The organism is Arthrobacter sp. M4, from assembly GCF_020251205.1.
Lineage (GTDB): Bacteria > Actinomycetota > Actinomycetes > Actinomycetales > Micrococcaceae > Arthrobacter.
In genome coordinates, this window is sequence record NZ_JAIWYX010000005.1 from 149971 (window position 1) to 166382 (window position 16412).

Annotated in this window: 14 protein-coding genes; 8 read left to right on the forward strand and 6 right to left on the reverse strand. The window is 64.0% G+C overall.

The features are described from left to right. Positions 1–29 precede the first annotated feature (29 nt). The 5 genes from LD110_RS10785 to LD110_RS10805 all read left to right on the forward strand — a co-directional run bounded on the left by LD110_RS10785 (position 30) and on the right by LD110_RS10805 (position 4689). Positions 30–1370, forward strand: coding sequence for an MFS transporter (locus LD110_RS10785; protein WP_225498804.1), 1341 nt, complete (start codon positions 30–32; stop codon positions 1368–1370). A 65-nt stretch (positions 1371–1435) separates the two neighbouring features. Beyond that, entirely contained in the window at positions 1436–2209 is a 774-nt protein-coding gene (locus tag LD110_RS10790) for an SDR family oxidoreductase (protein WP_225498805.1), read from the forward strand. A gap of 142 nt (positions 2210–2351) precedes the next feature. Next, positions 2352–3692: an MATE family efflux transporter gene (locus LD110_RS10795; protein ID WP_225498806.1), complete on the forward strand. Its 1341-nt coding sequence runs from the start codon at positions 2352–2354 to the stop codon at positions 3690–3692. 99 nt (positions 3693–3791) lie between these two features. Next, positions 3792–4283: a hypothetical protein gene (locus LD110_RS10800; protein WP_225498992.1), complete on the forward strand. Its 492-nt coding sequence runs from the start codon at positions 3792–3794 to the stop codon at positions 4281–4283. 79 nt (positions 4284–4362) lie between these two features. Then, positions 4363–4689, forward strand: a complete 327-nt coding sequence (locus tag LD110_RS10805; protein WP_374200328.1) for a hypothetical protein — start codon at positions 4363–4365, stop codon at positions 4687–4689. Between the two features lie 217 nt (positions 4690–4906). On the opposite strand, the gene LD110_RS10810 is transcribed toward LD110_RS10805, so the two are convergent. Continuing rightward, entirely contained in the window at positions 4907–6604 is a 1698-nt protein-coding gene (locus LD110_RS10810; protein WP_225498807.1) for an HNH endonuclease signature motif containing protein, read from the reverse strand. Between the two features lie 253 nt (positions 6605–6857). Between LD110_RS10810 and LD110_RS10815 the strand changes: the two genes are divergently transcribed. Continuing rightward, positions 6858–7232, forward strand: coding sequence for a nuclear transport factor 2 family protein (locus tag LD110_RS10815; protein ID WP_225498808.1), 375 nt, complete (start codon positions 6858–6860; stop codon positions 7230–7232). A gap of 401 nt (positions 7233–7633) precedes the next feature. Here LD110_RS10815 and LD110_RS10820 read toward each other — a convergent pair whose 3' ends face one another. The 3 genes from LD110_RS10820 to LD110_RS10830 all read right to left on the reverse strand — a co-directional run bounded on the left by LD110_RS10820 (position 7634) and on the right by LD110_RS10830 (position 11013). Beyond that, positions 7634–9193 (reverse strand): serine/threonine-protein kinase, encoded by a 1560-nt coding sequence (locus LD110_RS10820; RefSeq protein WP_225498809.1) that lies wholly within the window; start codon positions 9191–9193, stop codon positions 7634–7636. A gap of 428 nt (positions 9194–9621) precedes the next feature. Further along, a complete protein-coding gene (locus LD110_RS10825) occupies positions 9622–10395 on the reverse strand; it encodes a GAF and ANTAR domain-containing protein (RefSeq protein ID WP_225498810.1) in 774 nt (257 codons plus the stop codon). A gap of 69 nt (positions 10396–10464) precedes the next feature. Continuing rightward, the gene (locus LD110_RS10830) at positions 10465–11013 is read right to left on the reverse strand and encodes a CGNR zinc finger domain-containing protein (protein WP_225498811.1); all 549 of its coding nucleotides are present in this window, start codon (positions 11011–11013) and stop codon (positions 10465–10467) included. Positions 11014–11123: 110 nt separating this feature from the next. On the opposite strand from LD110_RS10830, the gene LD110_RS10835 reads away from it, so the two are divergent. Next, positions 11124–12167: a DMT family transporter gene (locus tag LD110_RS10835; protein WP_225498994.1), complete on the forward strand. Its 1044-nt coding sequence runs from the start codon at positions 11124–11126 to the stop codon at positions 12165–12167. Between the two features lie 133 nt (positions 12168–12300). Next, positions 12301–14682, forward strand: a complete 2382-nt coding sequence (locus LD110_RS10840; RefSeq protein ID WP_225498812.1) for a chromosome segregation ATPase — start codon at positions 12301–12303, stop codon at positions 14680–14682. A 118-nt stretch (positions 14683–14800) separates the two neighbouring features. On the opposite strand, the gene LD110_RS10845 is transcribed toward LD110_RS10840, so the two are convergent. Further along, on the reverse strand, positions 14801–15859 hold the full coding sequence (locus LD110_RS10845; RefSeq protein ID WP_225498813.1) for a glycerophosphodiester phosphodiesterase: 1059 nt from the start codon (positions 15857–15859) through the stop codon (positions 14801–14803). A 232-nt stretch (positions 15860–16091) separates the two neighbouring features. Then, positions 16092–16355, reverse strand: a complete 264-nt coding sequence (locus LD110_RS10850; protein ID WP_225498814.1) for a WXG100 family type VII secretion target — start codon at positions 16353–16355, stop codon at positions 16092–16094. Positions 16356–16412: the final 57 nt, after the last annotated feature.

Sequence of the window (16412 nt, forward strand, 5' to 3'; positions counted from 1 at the left end):
ACGACGCCCCATTCAGTAAAGGAATCTTCATGACCACAACCACACAGGCTGCATCGCAGCAGCATGAGCGGCTCACCGGCCGCCAAACGCGAAAGGTTGTCACGGCGGGTTGCGTGGGCATCTTCGTCGAACTCTATGACAACGGCATCTTTGCCTTTATGGCAGGAACGCTCGCCCTGGTGTTCCTCGCCCCGGGCAACCCTGACAATGCCCTCCTGTTTGTATTTGCCGGGTATGCCGTGTCCTTCTTCGTCCGTCCGCTTGGTGCTGTGGTCTGCGGGTACCTCGGAGACCGGATCGGCAGGCAAAAGCTACTTGTCTTTGTCATCCTGCTCATCAGCATTGCCACGGCGGGCATCGGGCTTTTGCCGGCCTACGCTGCCATCGGGATAGCCGCACCGATCCTCCTTGTGTTCCTCCGGCTCCTTCAGGGTTTCTCCGTCGGTGGCGAAGCCGCGGGCGCCATGACCTTCCTCGCCGAGCACGCTCCCGAGGGGAAGCGCGGTGTGATCACTTCCTTCGCGCAGATCGCTTCCTTCGCAGCACTGCTCACCGGAACGCTGGTTGCATACGCCATGTCGCCGTGGCTGACCCAGGCAGCGATCGATGGCGGCGGCTTTGGCTCGTTCGCCTGGCGTATCCCGTTCCTGGTCGCCATCCCCATGGGCATAATCGGCTGGTACATTCGCAAGGCCATCAGCGATACTCCGAACTTCGAGAAGCTCAAGGAAGAGGGCGGTCTGTCCAAGAACCCCCTCAAGGAAGCCTTCCAGTCGGCTGAACACCGTCGGGCCATGCTGCTTGCACTCTTCATTCCCCTAATGAATGGCTCCGGCTACTACGTCCTGTTCTCCTACATGCCCACGTTCCTCAAGGGCAAGCAGTTGAACTTCTCCATTGGTGAGGCTCTGCTTGTTACCGCCTGCAGCCTGGTGGCCATCTGCATTGCCATCCCGTTCATGGGTGCCCTGTCCGACAAGGTGGGTCGCAAGAAGGTAATCGCTGGCTCCGCGATCGCCATGGCTATCCTGGGCATTCCCTCGTACGCACTCATTGCCACGGGCAACATGGGCCTGGCCATCCTCGGCGCCAGCATCATGGCAGTTGTCTTCGCCGGACACACCGCCGTCATCCACATCCTGATAGTTGAGCTGTTCCCCACCCGCGTCCGCTATTCCGCCTACGGGCTTGGCTACAACATCTCCTCCGCAATCTTCGGTGGTACGGCGCCCCTGCTGATGACCTGGCTCATCAGCAGCACCGGGAACATCTACATGCCTGCCTTCTACGCAGTCATCACTGCGCTGGGGACCCTGGCAGCAGTCAGCACCGTCAAGGACCGGGCACACGAGCCCCTGCGCGACGCCTAGAAAACCCTCCCTAACCTGACCCTGGCACCGCCCCGGTGCCACCCAACTCCCAATCTGGAGAACCGATGTCATTTTCCGATTACTCCACGGCCCTCGTCACCGGGGCGTCCACCGGCATGGGTGCCGCCATTGCAGAACGGATGGCCAAGCGGGGACTTACCGTCCACGCCGTTGCCCGTAACGAGGAACGCCTCGCTGAGCTGGCGGCCAAGACCGGCGCCATCCCCCACGCCGTCGACCTGACCAACATCCGTGAGCTGGCTGAACACGTCCAAGGCCTGGAAATCGACGTGTTGATCAACTGCGCAGGTGTGTCCCGACCGGGCAACATCCTGGATTCCTCCGAGCAGGACATTGACGAGCTGGTGGACGTGAACCTCCGCGGACTCCTGCAGCTCACCAGGTTGGTGCTGCCCGGCATGGTCGCCCGGGACCGCGGCCACGTGGTCAACATCAGCTCAATCGCCGGTGTTTACAACTTCTACGGCCACACGGTCTACCACGCCACCAAGGCCGCGGTGCACCAGATCTCGCGCCAGCTCAGGAACGACACGGTTGGGAAGCGCATCCGGGTCACCGAAATTTGCCCCGGCCGTGTGGAGACCGAAATCTTCGGCCGGAACCTGGGCGGCACTCCCCAGGCCATGGAGGAAGCCTGGAAGACGTACTACGAAGGCTACGAGTCGTTGACCACGGAAGACATTGTCAATGCGCTTGACTACGCCATCGACACGCCCCGCCACGTCAATGTAGGCATGCTGGAAATTATGCCGACCTTCCAGGTCCCGGGCGGACTGGTCTTCGATCGCAGGGAGCCGGCCATCGAAGAAGTCGAGTAGTTTCCTGTTTGAGGTTGTGGCGGCACCGCACTCCGGCCGTCGGATTTACACGCTGCCGGCCACGTCGCTGAAGGTACTCAGTGGCCGGCAGCGCCGGTTTAGTTTTCCTTTGCGTGTCTTACCTCGACGCTAGGCTGAATGGGTGCATACCACCACCGCTTCCGACCGCCGATCCGACGCCCGGGACATTCTCCGCCTCGCAGTCCCAGCATTTGGCGCCTTGGTGGCAGAGCCGCTGTTCCTACTCGCCGATTCGGCGATCGTGGGACATCTGGGGGTGGCCCAACTTGCCGGCGTCGGACTGGCTACCACAGTTCTCCACACCGCTGTGGGGCTGATGGTGTTCCTCGCCTATTCCACCACTCCCGCCGTGGCCCGGGCCGTCGGTGACGGCCAGTTGGGCAAGGCGCTGGCTGCAGGGCGCGACGGCGTGTGGCTGGCCTTGTTGTTGGGCGTGGCCCTCGCTGTGGTCGGCGCGATCGCGGCCGATCCCTTGGCGGGACTGATGGGAGCCGCCGGGGACGTCCGGGGCTACGCGGTGGAGTACCTGCGCTGGTCCATGCCGGGGCTGGTTGCCATGCTCCTGGTGTTTGCCGGCACCGGTGTGCTGAGGGGACTCCAGGACACGCGCACTCCCTTGGTTGTTGCCACCGCTGGCTTCGGCGTGAACATCGCCCTCAACTGGTTCCTGGTGTACGGACTCCACCTGTCCGTGGCTGGCTCGGCCATCGGTACCAGCATTGCCCAGTGGGCCATGGCGCTGGTGTACGTGGTGATGGTTGCCCGGAACGCCCGTCGACACAGTGTTCCCCTTGCGCCGGACTGGCACGGAGTGCGGCGAATGACGTCGGTTGGGTCCTGGCTGATGCTCCGTACATTGAGCTTGCGCTTGGCCATTCTTGCCACCGTGGTTGTGGTAACCGCGCAAGGGGCAGTGAACCTGGCGGCCCATCAGTTGGCCATGACGATCTTTTCTTTCCTCGCCTTCGCGCTTGACGCTATAGCAATCGCGGCCCAGGCCCTGGTCGGCAAGGAGTTGGGCGCGGGCAACCCGGAACGCGTGAAGGCGCTGACCCGTACCATGGTGCGCTGGGGTGCCGGCTTCGGCGTGGTGACGGGCGTCGTCCTTGCAGCCGCGGCACCGTTTGTTGGCATCCTCTTTACGTCGGATCCCGCCGTCCATGCGGCATTGACGCCGGCGCTATGGGTGCTGGCCGCGAGCCAGCCCCTTGCCGGCGTCGTGTTTGTCCTGGACGGCGTCCTGATCGGGGCGGGTGACGCACGGTATTTGGCGCTTGCCGGCGTAGTAAACGTGGTTTTCTACGCGCCAATGCTGGCCGCTGTCTATCTTGTCCAGCCCGACGGCGCGGCGGGGCTGGTTTGGCTGTGGGTCGCATTTTCGCTCGGCTACATGGTGGCGAGGGGAGTGACGCTTGGGTTGCGGGCCCGCACGGACTCATGGATGGTTCTTGGTTCGCACTAAACTGGATAGGTGAGTCTTTCCTCCAAACCACAACCCGAGGGTGCGCCGGGTCCGTTGCCCGTGCAGGCCACTGGATCGCGTGACGTCCGCTGGCAGCCGATCCTGCTGCGGGCAGTGGTGGCCCTGGCGTTCGGAGCACTCACCATCTTCTGGCTCCAGCCGTCGGTTCAGGTGCTCGCGTGGGCCATGGCGGCCTATCTGGTGGCGACGGCCGTGACCCTCGCGGCGGCGCGATCGGTCCCGATGGTGATTGCCGGCGTCGTTGGTCTTTGCGGCGTAGCTTCGGCTGTCACCCAGTCCGACGCCGGTGTGGCGGCTTCCGCGGCATCCGGACTTCTGGTGCTGGGCGCCACGGAAATTGTTGCGGGACTTCGCAACCGCAAGCGCAACGCGCTTGCCAGGGACTGGCTCATTTCCGGCGTGATTGGGGTCGGAACGGCCGCATTGCTGCCCTTCTTCGTCAACCTTGGCGCGCACGCCCTGCTGGGAGTCGCCGGGGGCGGCGCGGTACTGACCGGTGTCCTCTGGGTCCTGTCCGGCTTGAGCCTTCGACACGATGGACGCCCGGCTCCGGCTGAGGCCGTAAACTAGTAACGGTGCGTTCTACGCCTTGTAGAACATTGATTGAAAAGCCGTGCGCATCTGGTCGCCGGCGCTTGGAGGATTGATAGTGGAAAACCACGAGCCAGAAGCTCCGCGCGGATTGCGGACCTCGGTCAAGGGTCCGCTGCTTTTCTCCGCCTTCTGGGGCGTTGTGGCGTTCTTCGCTGTGCTGATTTTCGCTTCCGGCGGCAGCGCACACGCGCCTCGGTTCGACCTGGCCTTCACTGCGGCCGGAATCGCGTTCATCGTGAGCCTGGTGATTGCTGCCATGCTTTCCATGAGCCACAAGGAGAATGCGGAACACCTCGGTAAGGGTTCCGGCGTGAACTTGAGCTCCAAGAAGCCCTCCCGCCGGGTGACGCTGGACCAGGACAAGCCGGAAGAGGACAAGTAGCCTATTGCCGGTAGGCGCAGAATCGCCTTGGTCCACGTAGGCCGCACGGAAACCTGCCTCTGGCTGCTGGGCACAGCTGAATCTGCTCTGGAATCTTCGCTTTTCGGAATCCATCCTGCCGCCCAGAGGTGAGCATGGGTCCGTGGCGGATGGTGCAGGATCATTTGTGCATTCAGACCGGGTCGCTGCTGATCGTCGGCGTAGTTCCGCCGTTTTATCAGAACGGCGGTGGCAGTTCGGGCGAGGGATCGTGATCTGGTGGCCTGGTGTCCGGCGGCGTGGGTGAGGGCTGCGTTGGTTTTGTTGCGAATCCAATCCGCCGCGGGTTTTGGAGCAGCGTGGGCGGATCGGCGGGCATGCTGAAGCTGGCTGGTTCTGTGGTGTAGGTGCGGCCGAGGGGTGAGGTCCAGCTGAGGTGGCCGGTTGGGGAGGTGTGTCTGTAGTTCCACGCGCCGATGGATTTGAGCGCGTGGTGCTTTTTGCAGAGCAGGGCGAGGTTGGCTGGGTCTGTTGTCCCGCCGTCTTGCCATTCGAGGGTGTGGTCTGGTTCGCAGGTGCTGGCGCGTCGGGTGCAGCCGGGGAAGCGGCAGGTTTTGTCGCGGTGGTTGAGGTATCTGCGGAGTGCTTGTGGTGGCCGGTAGGCGGTGCGTCCGACGCCGAGGGCCTCTCCGGTGACGGGGTCGGTGAAGAGCCGGTGCCAGCTGGGCGCGAGAGCGGCCAGTCGGCGGGCAGTGTGCGCGTCGATGGGGCCGTAGCCCTCGAGTTCAGCTGCGGCGGTGAGGTCCGTTGCGGTGCCTCTGGCTCCGGCCGCGGTGCCTTCCGCCACGGTGCCTCCGGCCGCGGTGCCACCGGTCGCGGTGGTGCCTTCCGCTGCGGCGGTTTCGGCTGTAGATGCGGCGCCTAGGGCGAGTCCGATGGGGATGGTGAGCACGACAGTGGGCTGGAACGGCGCGGTGCCGGGCTCGTCGGGATTACCCAATCCTGGGATCCCGAGCAGGCGTTGGATGAGGGCGTCGGCGCGGAGCTCGGACAGGGTGCGGTGTTCTGCCAGCGTGCGCGGCTCGGTGAGCATGCCGGAGGGTTGGGTGTTCGCCGCGTCTCCCTCTGTAATGCTGGCCTCGGTGGCCTGGGCTTCTGCTGCGCTGGCCTGTGCTGCCTGGGCTTTGGCGGTGCGGGCGTCGTGGTCCAGGCCGTTGTAGATGGCCAGGCCGGCTTCGGCGGGCAGGTAGGCGCCCAGGGTGCACATGCCGTCCGGTTCGGGGGTGAACCAGACGCTGCGTTCCCGCCGCGCCGCGGTGGTGCGGGCCTGGATGGTGTCGGGGTGGAGGCGCTCCCGCATCCGGCGCAGCACGGTCCGCAGTTCCGCGGGGGTGCGCATCCGGCCGTGCCGGGTCCGGGTGGCGTGCAGGGCCCTGCGGGTGAAGATGTCGGCGTGGTCGTCCGGGACGGTGCGGGCCTGGTCCAGGATCACCCGGGCATGCTCGGGGGAGATTTCACCGGTTTCGAGGGCTTCGAGGACTTCCCACCGGGGACCGTCCAGGTCCGCTGCGTCGTGCAGGGCCTGAGCGGCGGCGTGTTCGGACACGGCGCAGGCGGTGGCGACCTCGGACACGGCCAGGGCGTGGGCCTCGTTCCCGCCGAACCGCACCGGCTGGGATCCGCGCCGCCGGGACAATTCCTCGGTGTTCAGTTCCTCGGTGATGGCTTCCTCCGCGCGGGCCAGGGCGCGCAGTTTCATCGCGGTGGCCCAGGCGATCAGCCGGTCCGCGGCCAGGGCCACGTGCAGGGCGCCGTCCGCGGTGAGGCAGGACGCCAAGGGCAGCCGGACGGTGCCGGAGAGCAGGGAGTCCTCCTGGCCGGTGAACAACTCGACCGGCCAGGCGTCATCGCCGTCAACGAACGCCCCAACAACCATCCAAACCACCCCCCCTTCCCGAAGTACCTTCACCCTACGAAGAGGCACTGACATTTTTAGCCCCTTTGGTCTCCGGCAGCGTGGGGGGCCTGCTCGAAAGGTGGTTTGGGGAACAGGCCAGCTACGGCCTGACGGTTTGCGTTGGATTAGATGTTCCTACATATTGGGTATCTGCTTAGCTGAAGTACCCACTCGCGATTGCGACCCGCGTCAGCATTGACCGACTTCGCGCCACACGGGAAAATCGTGGCTGATGACTGCCACCATCAACGCTCTCATCGACGAGTACACGCGCCGGTATGTCGCCCACGACGCAGCGGGCGTAACTGAATTGTGCGTCTGCCCGTTCTTGGCAGTCCGTGAGGGGGTTCCGACCCATCTCGCTGACGGCAGCGCTGTGCGCGATCACTTCGCGACCGTCATCGCCGCGTATCGAGATGCCGGATATGCCAGCTTCTCTCCGGTCGCGATCGATACTCGTCAACTCGGCGAGCGGGCCGCTTTCACCACGGTGCGCTGGCATGCGATGGACGGAGACGGGAATGTAGTGCGAGATACGCTGACGACGTATCACGTTCTCGCGACACCCGCCGGATGGCGCTTCCTCTCGTACACGAATCACTTCTGAGGCGCCGATCGTGCTGCTCCATTGACATCGTGGGAGCGGAGGTTGGACTATCCGAGGTCGTTCGCGCCGTTCCAGGACTGGTTCAGCACCGACGAGGCCGGTTAAGGATCAGCATGGTCAATTGCGAAAGCGCCATGCCCGTCCAGATGATGAAGAAGAAACGGAAGCTGCCGCGAGTCATTCGCGGAGCCAAGCGCTTTGGCCCTTCCTCGCCCTTCATGGTCCGACACTACAAGGGCACGTCTTCTTTGGTAATGGGTTCAAAGGCACCGTCCGCGGCTGCGCGGTTTGGCCGAGCCTATTTCGGCGCTCAGACCCCGGCCCCCGTCGTCGGCGTTCTCTTCCTTAGGCCAGTTGCACATCCAGCGAGACCATTTATTCCGTATTTACTGTTGCGACCCTTATGGTGCGGCAGTCGGCGTGGGCTTCTTTCCCTTGCCGTTGTCCGTGCCCTTGCCGGGCCCCTTTGTGGCCGGGTCGCTTGTTGGGTCCGGTACGGTTGTCGGTTCCTGTGCGGGAACGACGGCGGGCGTGGTTGCCGGAGTCGGCGTCACTGTGGGCACTGAGGTGCTGGACGGGGACGGGCTGCTCATAGGGTTGCTGAGCAGTTCCGGCGTTTTTGTAGGAGTGGTGACGTTGGTGCCGGGGGGCGTCTGCGCTGTGAATATGGCGGCTGCAATCACTGGTGCCCCAACCGCCACCGCAAGGAGCAGGGCCATCAGGACGGCGACACGGCGCCCGGGATGCCGGGCAGGCGTGGCTGCGCGGCGTCCGCGCCCACTGCCGCTTTCCGAGGCAGCATCATTTTGGGCGGGTTCTTCGACGACATCGGCGAGATTGGCTGTTTCAGTGATCCTGGCGCCTTCCTCCGCCCGCCTTCGGCTGCGGCGGGTCGCGAACTCGCTATTCCCCGCATCGGCGTCACCATCCGCCGCTGCGCCCGCGAGGCGCGTGCCGCCGTCGTAATCTCCTGCCCGACCCTCAGCCCCTGGTCCGAGCGGCAGGAACGCCGTAGCCGAGGAATCGTCCTGGGTACGAGATCCCAGGGCCGGTGCGTGGTCCGGCATCTGCGGCACAAGGCTTGTGGGTGCCTGCGCGGAGGCTTCGAACGATGCCATAAGCTCACCCAGGATGCCCGCAACTACGGTGGCGCTGGGACGACTGCCGGGATCGAGGTCCGTCATTTCGGCCAGCAACCTGGCGAAGGCTGGCGACAGCGAATCGGGAATCCGTGGAGCACGATGCAGCCTGGCGGCCGCGGATTCCATGGGCGTGCCCGGGTATTCAGGAAGCCCACTCAAGCATTCGATGAGGACCAGTCCGAGGGAATAGATGTCGCTGGCTGGCGTCAGTTCACGACCCATTGCCTGTTCAGGACTCAGGTAGCTGGCGGTCCCTACCGTCATTCCCGTTGCGGTGAGCCGGCTGCCGTCCACAATCCGCGCAACGCCAAAGTCTGCCAGTTTTGCCGCTACCGTAATTGAGTCCGGGACCAGGATGTTGGCAGGTTTGATGTCGCGGTGTATGACGTCGTTCGAGTGTACTTGGATCAGGGCACTGGCCAGGCATTCGCCAATGCGGGCGGTGTCGGCTGGGGTGAGGCGGCCGCTGTCCAGCCTGTGGCGCAGGTTGGTTCCATGGACCAGTTCCATGACCAGGTAGGCTCGGGGTGCGTCCGGCTCGCGGTTATCCGTGCCCGCGTCGTAGAGGCTGACGAGTCCGGGATGGTCGAATCCGGCCAGTACCCGCATCTCCGTTTCCTGCCGCATGCGGAATTCGTCGTCTCCGGAGCCGGGGAGGAAGAGCTTGACCGCGACGTCGCGGCCCAGAGTCTCATCGGTTGCCCGGTACACGGTGGCCATAGCTCCATGGCCAACGGATTCATGAAGCCGGTAGCGCCCACCCAACAGGGCGCCGTCGTCGCCGCGGAGGGCGGGTGTGGGGGCGTCCGACGTGGCCATATTTTGAATCCTTCGCGCCGCGATCGACCTTCAGCGGGTCCTCCAGGCGCTCTGCTACACCCGGCCCGCGGTCCCGGCTAGGGGAGCGGCGGCGTTTCCGACTATACATAAGACACTGGCCAGGCACACTCTCGCCGATCATGGATGACGTCCTCATGCAAGTCACAAATAGCGGAGCGAAGAAACCGGACCCTAGAATTGGAGCCTGGTCAAGAAGCTGGCCGCATGAGGGATGTCATGCGTGCTGATACAGCCATTGTGACCAGTCCTCGAATTCTTACGCGGCATCCGGCCGTGCCCCTCTGTTGTGCTGTCCTACGGGATGCTGCGAGGGTCCCGTCCGACGGGTCGCGTAACTGTGGGGGCAGTCGAGGGACGTCGCAGCGGTGCCTGTTGGGGGCCGCTGCGACGTATCGGCCCAGAGCCCTTCAGCCCTCAAAGTGACTAGTCGGGCTGGCGTTCGTTAGCCGCTCGATCATTTCTTCGGCCACTACTCGGAGTTTGACGTTGCGGTTGCTCGATGCCCGGCTGAGCATCTCAAATGCTTCACTTTGGGAGCAACGGTTTTGCGCCATGATCATGCCCGAGGCCAGATCGATAGCCGTCCGGGACTTCATGGCTTCTCGGAGGTCATTGGCAAGTTCCTGTTTGCCGGCAATCCGGACTGCAAGGCGGAGTGCACGTTCAGCCTGGGCTGCGAATAGTTCTGTGCTGTGGATGATGGCGGGTTCAAAGGCGTCGGCGTCCAGCGCAAAAACGTTCAGCGCGGCTTTGGCGCCTTCATCGAGGGTGAGCGGCACGCCAAGGACGCTGAGTTGTCCGGCAGTGGCGATAGCGGAGCAGTATTCGGGCCACCGTGTGTCCGTCCGAGTATCAGAAACCAGAACAGTGGTGCCGGTGTGCATGGCATGGAGGCAGGGTCCTTCGCCGTAGGCGTGCTGGACCTCGTCCAGAATCTTTGCGTCGGGCGTGCTCCACGCGATGGTGGTGGTTTTCCTGTGGCGGCGCAGGGTGACGGCGCAATTCACGGCGGCTTCCATTGACGAGCTGACTGTCTCGGCCGCAATGTGGCAAAGGTCTTCCAAGAAGCTGGCGACGTCGTCACTGTCGATCACAAGATCTTGCAGGACCTCTGTGATGCTCGGTTCAATGGCAAGGTTCGCATTGGCGCTTAAATCCGGCTCAACCCTGTTCTCTTCCATTGCACCAGTCTAGGCGTGGGGGACATGGAGCGGATCAGTGCGGTCGGCAGATTTTCGGGTAGTTCCGGGTCAGTCCCCAGCTGCCGCCTTCCGCGCGCGATACGCGGCCACATGGGCGCGGTTGGCACAATTTCGGGTGTCGCAGTACAGCTTGGAACGGTTCTTGCTGAGGTCCAGCACTACGGCGTCGCAGTCTTCCGCGGCACAGATCCGGAGGCGTTCGAGTTCCTTGCTGCGGATCACATCCACCAAGGCCATTGCCGCCTCGGTCCCCATGCGGTCCGACAAGGGAGCTTCCGGCGGCGTAGCGTGCAGGTGCCAGTCCCATTGGTCGTGCTTGACCAGTTGGGGCAGGGCGTGGGCGTCGGCCAACAGCGTGTTCACGGTCTTGGCGGCCGTCGCCTCATTGGCAGTCCACAGCGTCGCAAGCCGGCTGCGGAGTTGGCGGATGCTCTGCAGTTCCTGGTCCGTCCGCGTGCGGGAACCGGTGAACTGTTCGGCTTTGAGGAAGGCGTCCAAGGCGGCCATGGTGGTCAGTGTGTCCTCGCCGTTGGCCGCAGTGTTGATGAGATTGACCACGCTACGCAGAGCCACCTCGGTGTCAGGGGCAAATATCATGTTGACTCCTTACATGACGCGGGCGTATTGTCATGAGCATTACCCCACTTTACTCCTGACAGGAGGCTGCAGTGTCAGCTGTTAAGAAGCCGGTTGACGCGGCAGGCTTCATGGCTTCAGGCCTTGGCGTAGCGCTGTTCTCCTCGGCTGTTTTTGGCCTGTCTGGATCCTTTGGGAAGTCGCTCCTGGAGACAGGATGGACGCCGGGGGCGGCCGTAGGTGCACGCCTTGCAGGGGCCGCGCTGGTACTGGCCATTCCCGCCGTCGTTGCCCTCCGGGGCCGCTGGCACCAGCTCAGGGACAACTGGCTGACCATCACTTTGTTCGGCCTCATCGGAGTGGCGGCCTGCCAGCTCTTCTATTTCAACGCGGTGGCCAGGCTCTCCGTTGGCGTGGCCCTCCTGCTTGAGTACCTAGCTCCGGTGCTCATTGTGCTGTGGCTGTGGATTTCGAGCCGCCGACGCCCGCGCGTGCTCACCATTGCCGGCACGCTGCTGTCCTTGGCTGGACTGGTCCTGGTCCTGGACCTCACCGGCGCGGTCAAAGTGGACGTCGTGGGGGTGATCTGGGGCATCGCCGCAGCTGTGTGCCTGGCCATCTACTTCTTTATCACCGCCCGACAGAACGATTCTCTCCCGCCCATCGTCCTCGCCTCCGGAGGACTGCTGGTGGGGGCCGTGGCCATGTGGGTTGCCGGGTTTGCGGGCCTGGCACCGATGGCTTTCAACACGGCCGACGCCGGCCTTGGTCCCTGGACTGTCCCATGGTGGGTATCGCTCGCCGGGCTGGTGATTATGTCCACCGTGCTTGCATACGTTGCCGGCGTTGTCGCAGCGCGCTCGCTGGGCTCCAAAGTCGCCTCCTTCGTCTCGTTGACCGAGGTGTTGTTCGCGGTGGTTTGGGCATGGCTGCTTCTTGGTGAACTCCCGGGCGGAATTCAGTTGTTGGGTGGAGTGCTGATCGTTGGCGGCGTGATACTGGTGCGGGTGGACGAATTGCGCGTCTCCCGTGCGGCGTTCGCCGTCGAAATTAACGACGGCGGTACGGGGGAGCGCGATCGGCTCACCGCTGGTGACTTTCCCGACGGCGGACACAAACCGGAACTGACCCGTTCCGCGCTCGACCATGCCAACGACGTCGAACCCGTACCGTGACTGCCCAGTGAACCCTTCCTGACGGGGCTGCGGGGCCCAAAAAACAAGTAGTCCGGGGGCCAAAATCGAGTACACCGGACCCGTGCAACCTGCGTAGTTGCGTCGCTACAGTGGCATTCCTCAGCGGTCAACGATGACCGCTCCGTCTCGCATCCTGCCACTGGGGGTCATCATGCGCAGTTCATCCTTTATCCCTGCACGTCCACGCCGCCTTGCCGCTGCCGTGCTCATTCCGGGCATCGTGACGGGAATGCTGATATTTAGCCAGCCAGCCAACGCGGCAACCACGTCACCTTCCGCCATCTGCAATGGCGTAGTAAACCAAATGGCCCACCGCGGAACCGTTCAGGAGAATCTCCTGAAAGCCGCAGCGCGCAAGAACGCCGACCTCATCGCTTCCCTCACTTCGCAACGCACTGGCCTGCAGGCCACGGCGGATGGTCTGCAGCGGGACATCGACGCGGCAAACCAAGCCATCGCCGCTCTGGATGCCGAGGAGGCTCGCCTCAATAGCGAGCTCACGACGGCCCAGACGGACCTGGCGGCCTTGGAGAAGGCGCGTGCGGGCGTCGCAACCTCCATTTCGGACACTGAGGCCGCACTGGCATCCCTCAGTCACGAACGGGACGCCGTGCAGTCCCAGCTGACGCCGTTGCTGGAGCAGCTGACCGCCGAACAGCAGGCGTCGGCACAGCTAAGCACCCAGGCGGAGGCGGTCAAGGGCCAGATTTCGGACTTGGCGGGTCGCATCAGCGCAGCGCAGGCCGAGCAGGTGACGCTCGAGGCCGCGGCGAAGTCCGCTGCCGATGCGCTTACGGCGAAGCAGGCTGAGATTGCCACCGCGGAGGGCGAGCTGGCTACTTTGGAGTCGCAGGCTCAAGCCGCAGCGGCCGATGTCGCGGTAGCCAAGCAGGCCGTGAGCGACGCAGAAACTGAGCTGGCTCGGCTGGAAGCTGCGGGCGAGGCCGCTCAGGCTGAGTTGGCTGCCCAACGGCAGCGCGTGGCTGATGCCCAGGCTGTGTTGGCTCAGCGTCAGTCCGAGGCAACCGCGGCTGCAGATGCGGTGGCGGCCAAGAATGCCCAGATCAGCCAGGCGCAGGGTGAGCTCGCGGCTCTCCAAACTGCTGCCCAGCAGGCCGCTGGCGCTTTGGCTGCCAAGAACGCGGAGATCAGTCAGGCGCAGGCGCAGCTTGTCACCTTGCAGGCGCAGGCGAAGGCCGCTGCGGACGCTGTGGCTGCCAACACTGCCGCTATTGATGCCGCGGCGGCCGCCATCGTTGGGCTGCAGAACCAGATCAGCACGCTCAACCCGCAGATCGCCGCCAAGCAGGCCGCATTGGCTACGGCTCAAAGTGACCTCGCCGCGCTCCAAGCGCAAAAGTCGACGCTGGAGAGCGAGATCGCTGCGCTCACCAATCAAATCAACACGCAGTTCCCACCGAATTCGAACTCCAGCGCCAAACGGGCCCTAATCGCCCAACGCGACGCCAAGCAGGTTGAGCTCAACAGCGTCAACGCCCAGATTGCGGACAAGAACACCCTGATCGCAGGCCTTTCGGGCGACCTGAACACACTGCAGACGCAGGTAAGCGCGCTGAACGCGCAGCTGCTTGCCAAGCAGCAGGAAAGCAGCGCCCTTCAGCAGCAAGCCGCGCCCCTCCAGGCGTCCCTGACCGCAGCCAACGCCGCCGTGGCGGCCAAGGAAGCGGAAATCAGCACGCTTCAAGGGCAGCTGCCTTCATTGCAGGCGGCCGTGACTGCCGCCAATAACGCTGCTTCCGCCAAGCAGGCCGAGTTGGCGACCCTCCAAGGTCAACTTCCCGCACTCCAAGACGCACTGGCAGCTGCTAATGCAGCAGTGAGCGCTCAGGAAAAGGTGGTTGCGGACCTTGAGGCGGCCCTGCCAGGGCTCGAGTCCGGAGTCGAGGCCGCGCAGCAGGCCATAGCGGATCAGAAGGTGGTCCTGGACCAGAAACGTGCTGCGCAGGCACAGGCGGAAGCGGCGCTCGCGGCGGCCAACAAGGCGGTTGACGACAAGAAGGCCGAGATCGCTGCGCTGAACGCACAGCTACCGGACTTGCAGAACGCGGTCACCCAGGCCGATGCGGCCCTCGCAGCGAAGAAGGCCGAGATTGCTGCCTTGAATGCACAGATGGATGGGCTGGTGGGCACGCTTGCCGGGCTCAACGCCCAGATCGCAGCCAAGGAAGCGGAGATCCTGTCCCTGCAGACCAGGGTTGCTCCACTCCTGGCGCAACTGGACAGCCTCAACGGCGAGATCAACGCTGCTGAGACGCAGTTGAAGTCCCTGCAGGAACAGCTCACGTCCCTCGACAAGCAGTTGACTGACGCCCAGAACGTGCTCCGAACGCTCGAGGCACAGAAGAAGGCGAACAAGGATGCAGTGGCAGCGCAGCGTGTTACCGTGACCAACCTTCAGGCGCAGCTGAGTTCGGTCCGGAACCAGATCAAGGCCATCGACAGCCAGATTGAGCTGGGTGGTTGCGTGGTCTAGGGGGCATCCCGGAAGGGCCTTCGACCCGGGTGACGTGTGGTGGCGGAGCCTGGCGATGAAGGCCCGACGGCGGGGCCCGGACAATGTGGTCCGGGCCCCTTCCGCTGTTCTTGGCCAGTTAAGGCGTGTATGCCTTGGGCAGCTTCAGCCCGCGCTTGGCCATCACGTCGCGCAGGCGGTTCGGGTAGTCAGTGATGATGCCGTCTACACCGGCGTCCATAAGGGCACGCATGGTGGGCTTGTCGTCCACGGTCCATGGGATTACCTGCATGCCGGCCGCATGGGCGCGGGAGACCATGTCCGCCGTCACGTAGGGAACGTAGCCCGGGTCGGTGACTTTGCCGTTCTGGGGCGTGCCGTGAACGGGAGAGATCGCGTCGAAGCCCAGGTGGGACGCAGCGTTAACCAGGTCGCCGCCGAAGTCGTCCGCGTCGATTCCGCCAAGCCAGGGGGAGGCTCCCGGCTTGCCGACCTGCAGGAAGTCCTTGTTGGTCAGGGCGACTGTCCGGACGTTGGGCTGGAGTTCCTTGGCGAGCAGCAGCGAACCCCAGTCGAAGCTCTGGATGGACACGCGGTGGAGCATGTTGGCCGCGTTGATTTCACGCAGGGCGACCTTCACGAACTCCTCGCGGGGTGCGGTCTGCTCCGGAGCGCCGGCCTCCACCTTGGTCTCGATGTTGAAGCGAACCTGGCTGGCGTTGTACTGCTTGGTCAGCTCGAAGACTTCCGCAAGGGTGGGCATCTTCTCGCCGGGGAACGTCTCCTGGCCCGGGAAATTGGCCTGCGGCAGCGAACCGCAGTCGAGGCTGCGCACCTGGTCGAACGTCAGGTCCTTGATGTACTTGCCGACATAAGGAAACACGGGGTCGCCCGGAGTTACCGGCGCGGTGTCCCGGCACTTCTTGTCGCTGATCTTCCGGTCGTGCGTGATCACTTCCCGGCCGTCGCGGGTGATCTGGAGGTCGAGTTCCAGCGTGGACACGCCTACGCGGAGTGCCTTTGCAAAGGCGGGCAGGGTGGACTCAACCGTGAGTCCCAGGCCGCCGCGGTGGGCCTCCAGGTCGAAATGGTTGCTGGTTCCGTTGGGGTTGGTATCTGCGGCCGAGGCAGGGAGGGATGTTCCCAGCGTCATGCCTGCACAGATGGCCGCTGCGGTCAGCAGCTTCGCGTACTTCATCTGAATCTCCAAAGGTGGTTGGGGGCCCGTTCAGGGCACCGACCACTCTTCTGCCGCGGCTTGAACCGTCGGGGGACAGGACGTTGCGCTCCCGTAAAGGAAAGGTGAAAGTGAACTATCGAATCGTGATGGTAAGCCGGGCGGTGAGTGTCCGACGTCGGGCGGTTCGGTTTAACGCCGGAAGGTCCGGACGAGTGATTCGCCCGGACCTTCGTAGAGTGCCGTGAGTGGCTTAGCGGGAAGCCTGCTCCTGCTCCGCGGCGTTTTTGGAGGCACGCTGGCCGGCTTCCTGGAGAGCCTGGGCCACCTTGTTCAGGGCGGTCATGTGCTGCCCGCGCCATTCGTTGCGGAACTTGTCAGCGTCCGGGCCCTTCCAGTCGGTGGCCTCCAAGACCTTGTTCAGCGTGTTGCGCTGGTTCTCGATTTCGTTGGAACCTGCCTGCAGCTTGCTGCCGAGGTTCTTGAGCTGGGCAATGTCTGCACCCCAAATAGCCATTGTTCTACTCCTCAGTTTCTTTCACGGACCCGAGCGGTTCGGCGTCCCCAGCGGCCT

What these genes read in the sequence shown, in the direction of transcription:
- LD110_RS10785 (WP_225498804.1), top strand. Translation starts at nt 30, where the DNA reads ATGACCACAACCACACAGGCTGCATCGCAGCAGCATGAGCGGCTCACC.
- LD110_RS10790 (WP_225498805.1), top strand. Translation starts at nt 1,436, where the DNA reads ATGTCATTTTCCGATTACTCCACGGCCCTCGTCACCGGGGCGTCCACC.
- LD110_RS10810 (WP_225498807.1), bottom strand. Translation starts at nt 6,604, where the DNA reads ATGGTTGTTGGGGCGTTCGTTGACGGCGATGACGCCTGGCCGGTCGAG.
- LD110_RS10815 (WP_225498808.1), top strand. Translation starts at nt 6,858, where the DNA reads ATGACTGCCACCATCAACGCTCTCATCGACGAGTACACGCGCCGGTAT.
- LD110_RS10820 (WP_225498809.1), bottom strand. Translation starts at nt 9,193, where the DNA reads ATGGCCACGTCGGACGCCCCCACACCCGCCCTCCGCGGCGACGACGGC.
- LD110_RS10825 (WP_225498810.1), bottom strand. Translation starts at nt 10,395, where the DNA reads ATGGAAGAGAACAGGGTTGAGCCGGATTTAAGCGCCAATGCGAACCTT.
- LD110_RS10830 (WP_225498811.1), bottom strand. Translation starts at nt 11,013, where the DNA reads ATGATATTTGCCCCTGACACCGAGGTGGCTCTGCGTAGCGTGGTCAAT.
- LD110_RS10835 (WP_225498994.1), top strand. Translation starts at nt 11,124, where the DNA reads ATGGCTTCAGGCCTTGGCGTAGCGCTGTTCTCCTCGGCTGTTTTTGGC.
- LD110_RS10840 (WP_225498812.1), top strand. Translation starts at nt 12,301, where the DNA reads ATGACCGCTCCGTCTCGCATCCTGCCACTGGGGGTCATCATGCGCAGT.
- LD110_RS10845 (WP_225498813.1), bottom strand. Translation starts at nt 15,859, where the DNA reads ATGAAGTACGCGAAGCTGCTGACCGCAGCGGCCATCTGTGCAGGCATG.
- LD110_RS10850 (WP_225498814.1), bottom strand. Translation starts at nt 16,355, where the DNA reads ATGGCTATTTGGGGTGCAGACATTGCCCAGCTCAAGAACCTCGGCAGC.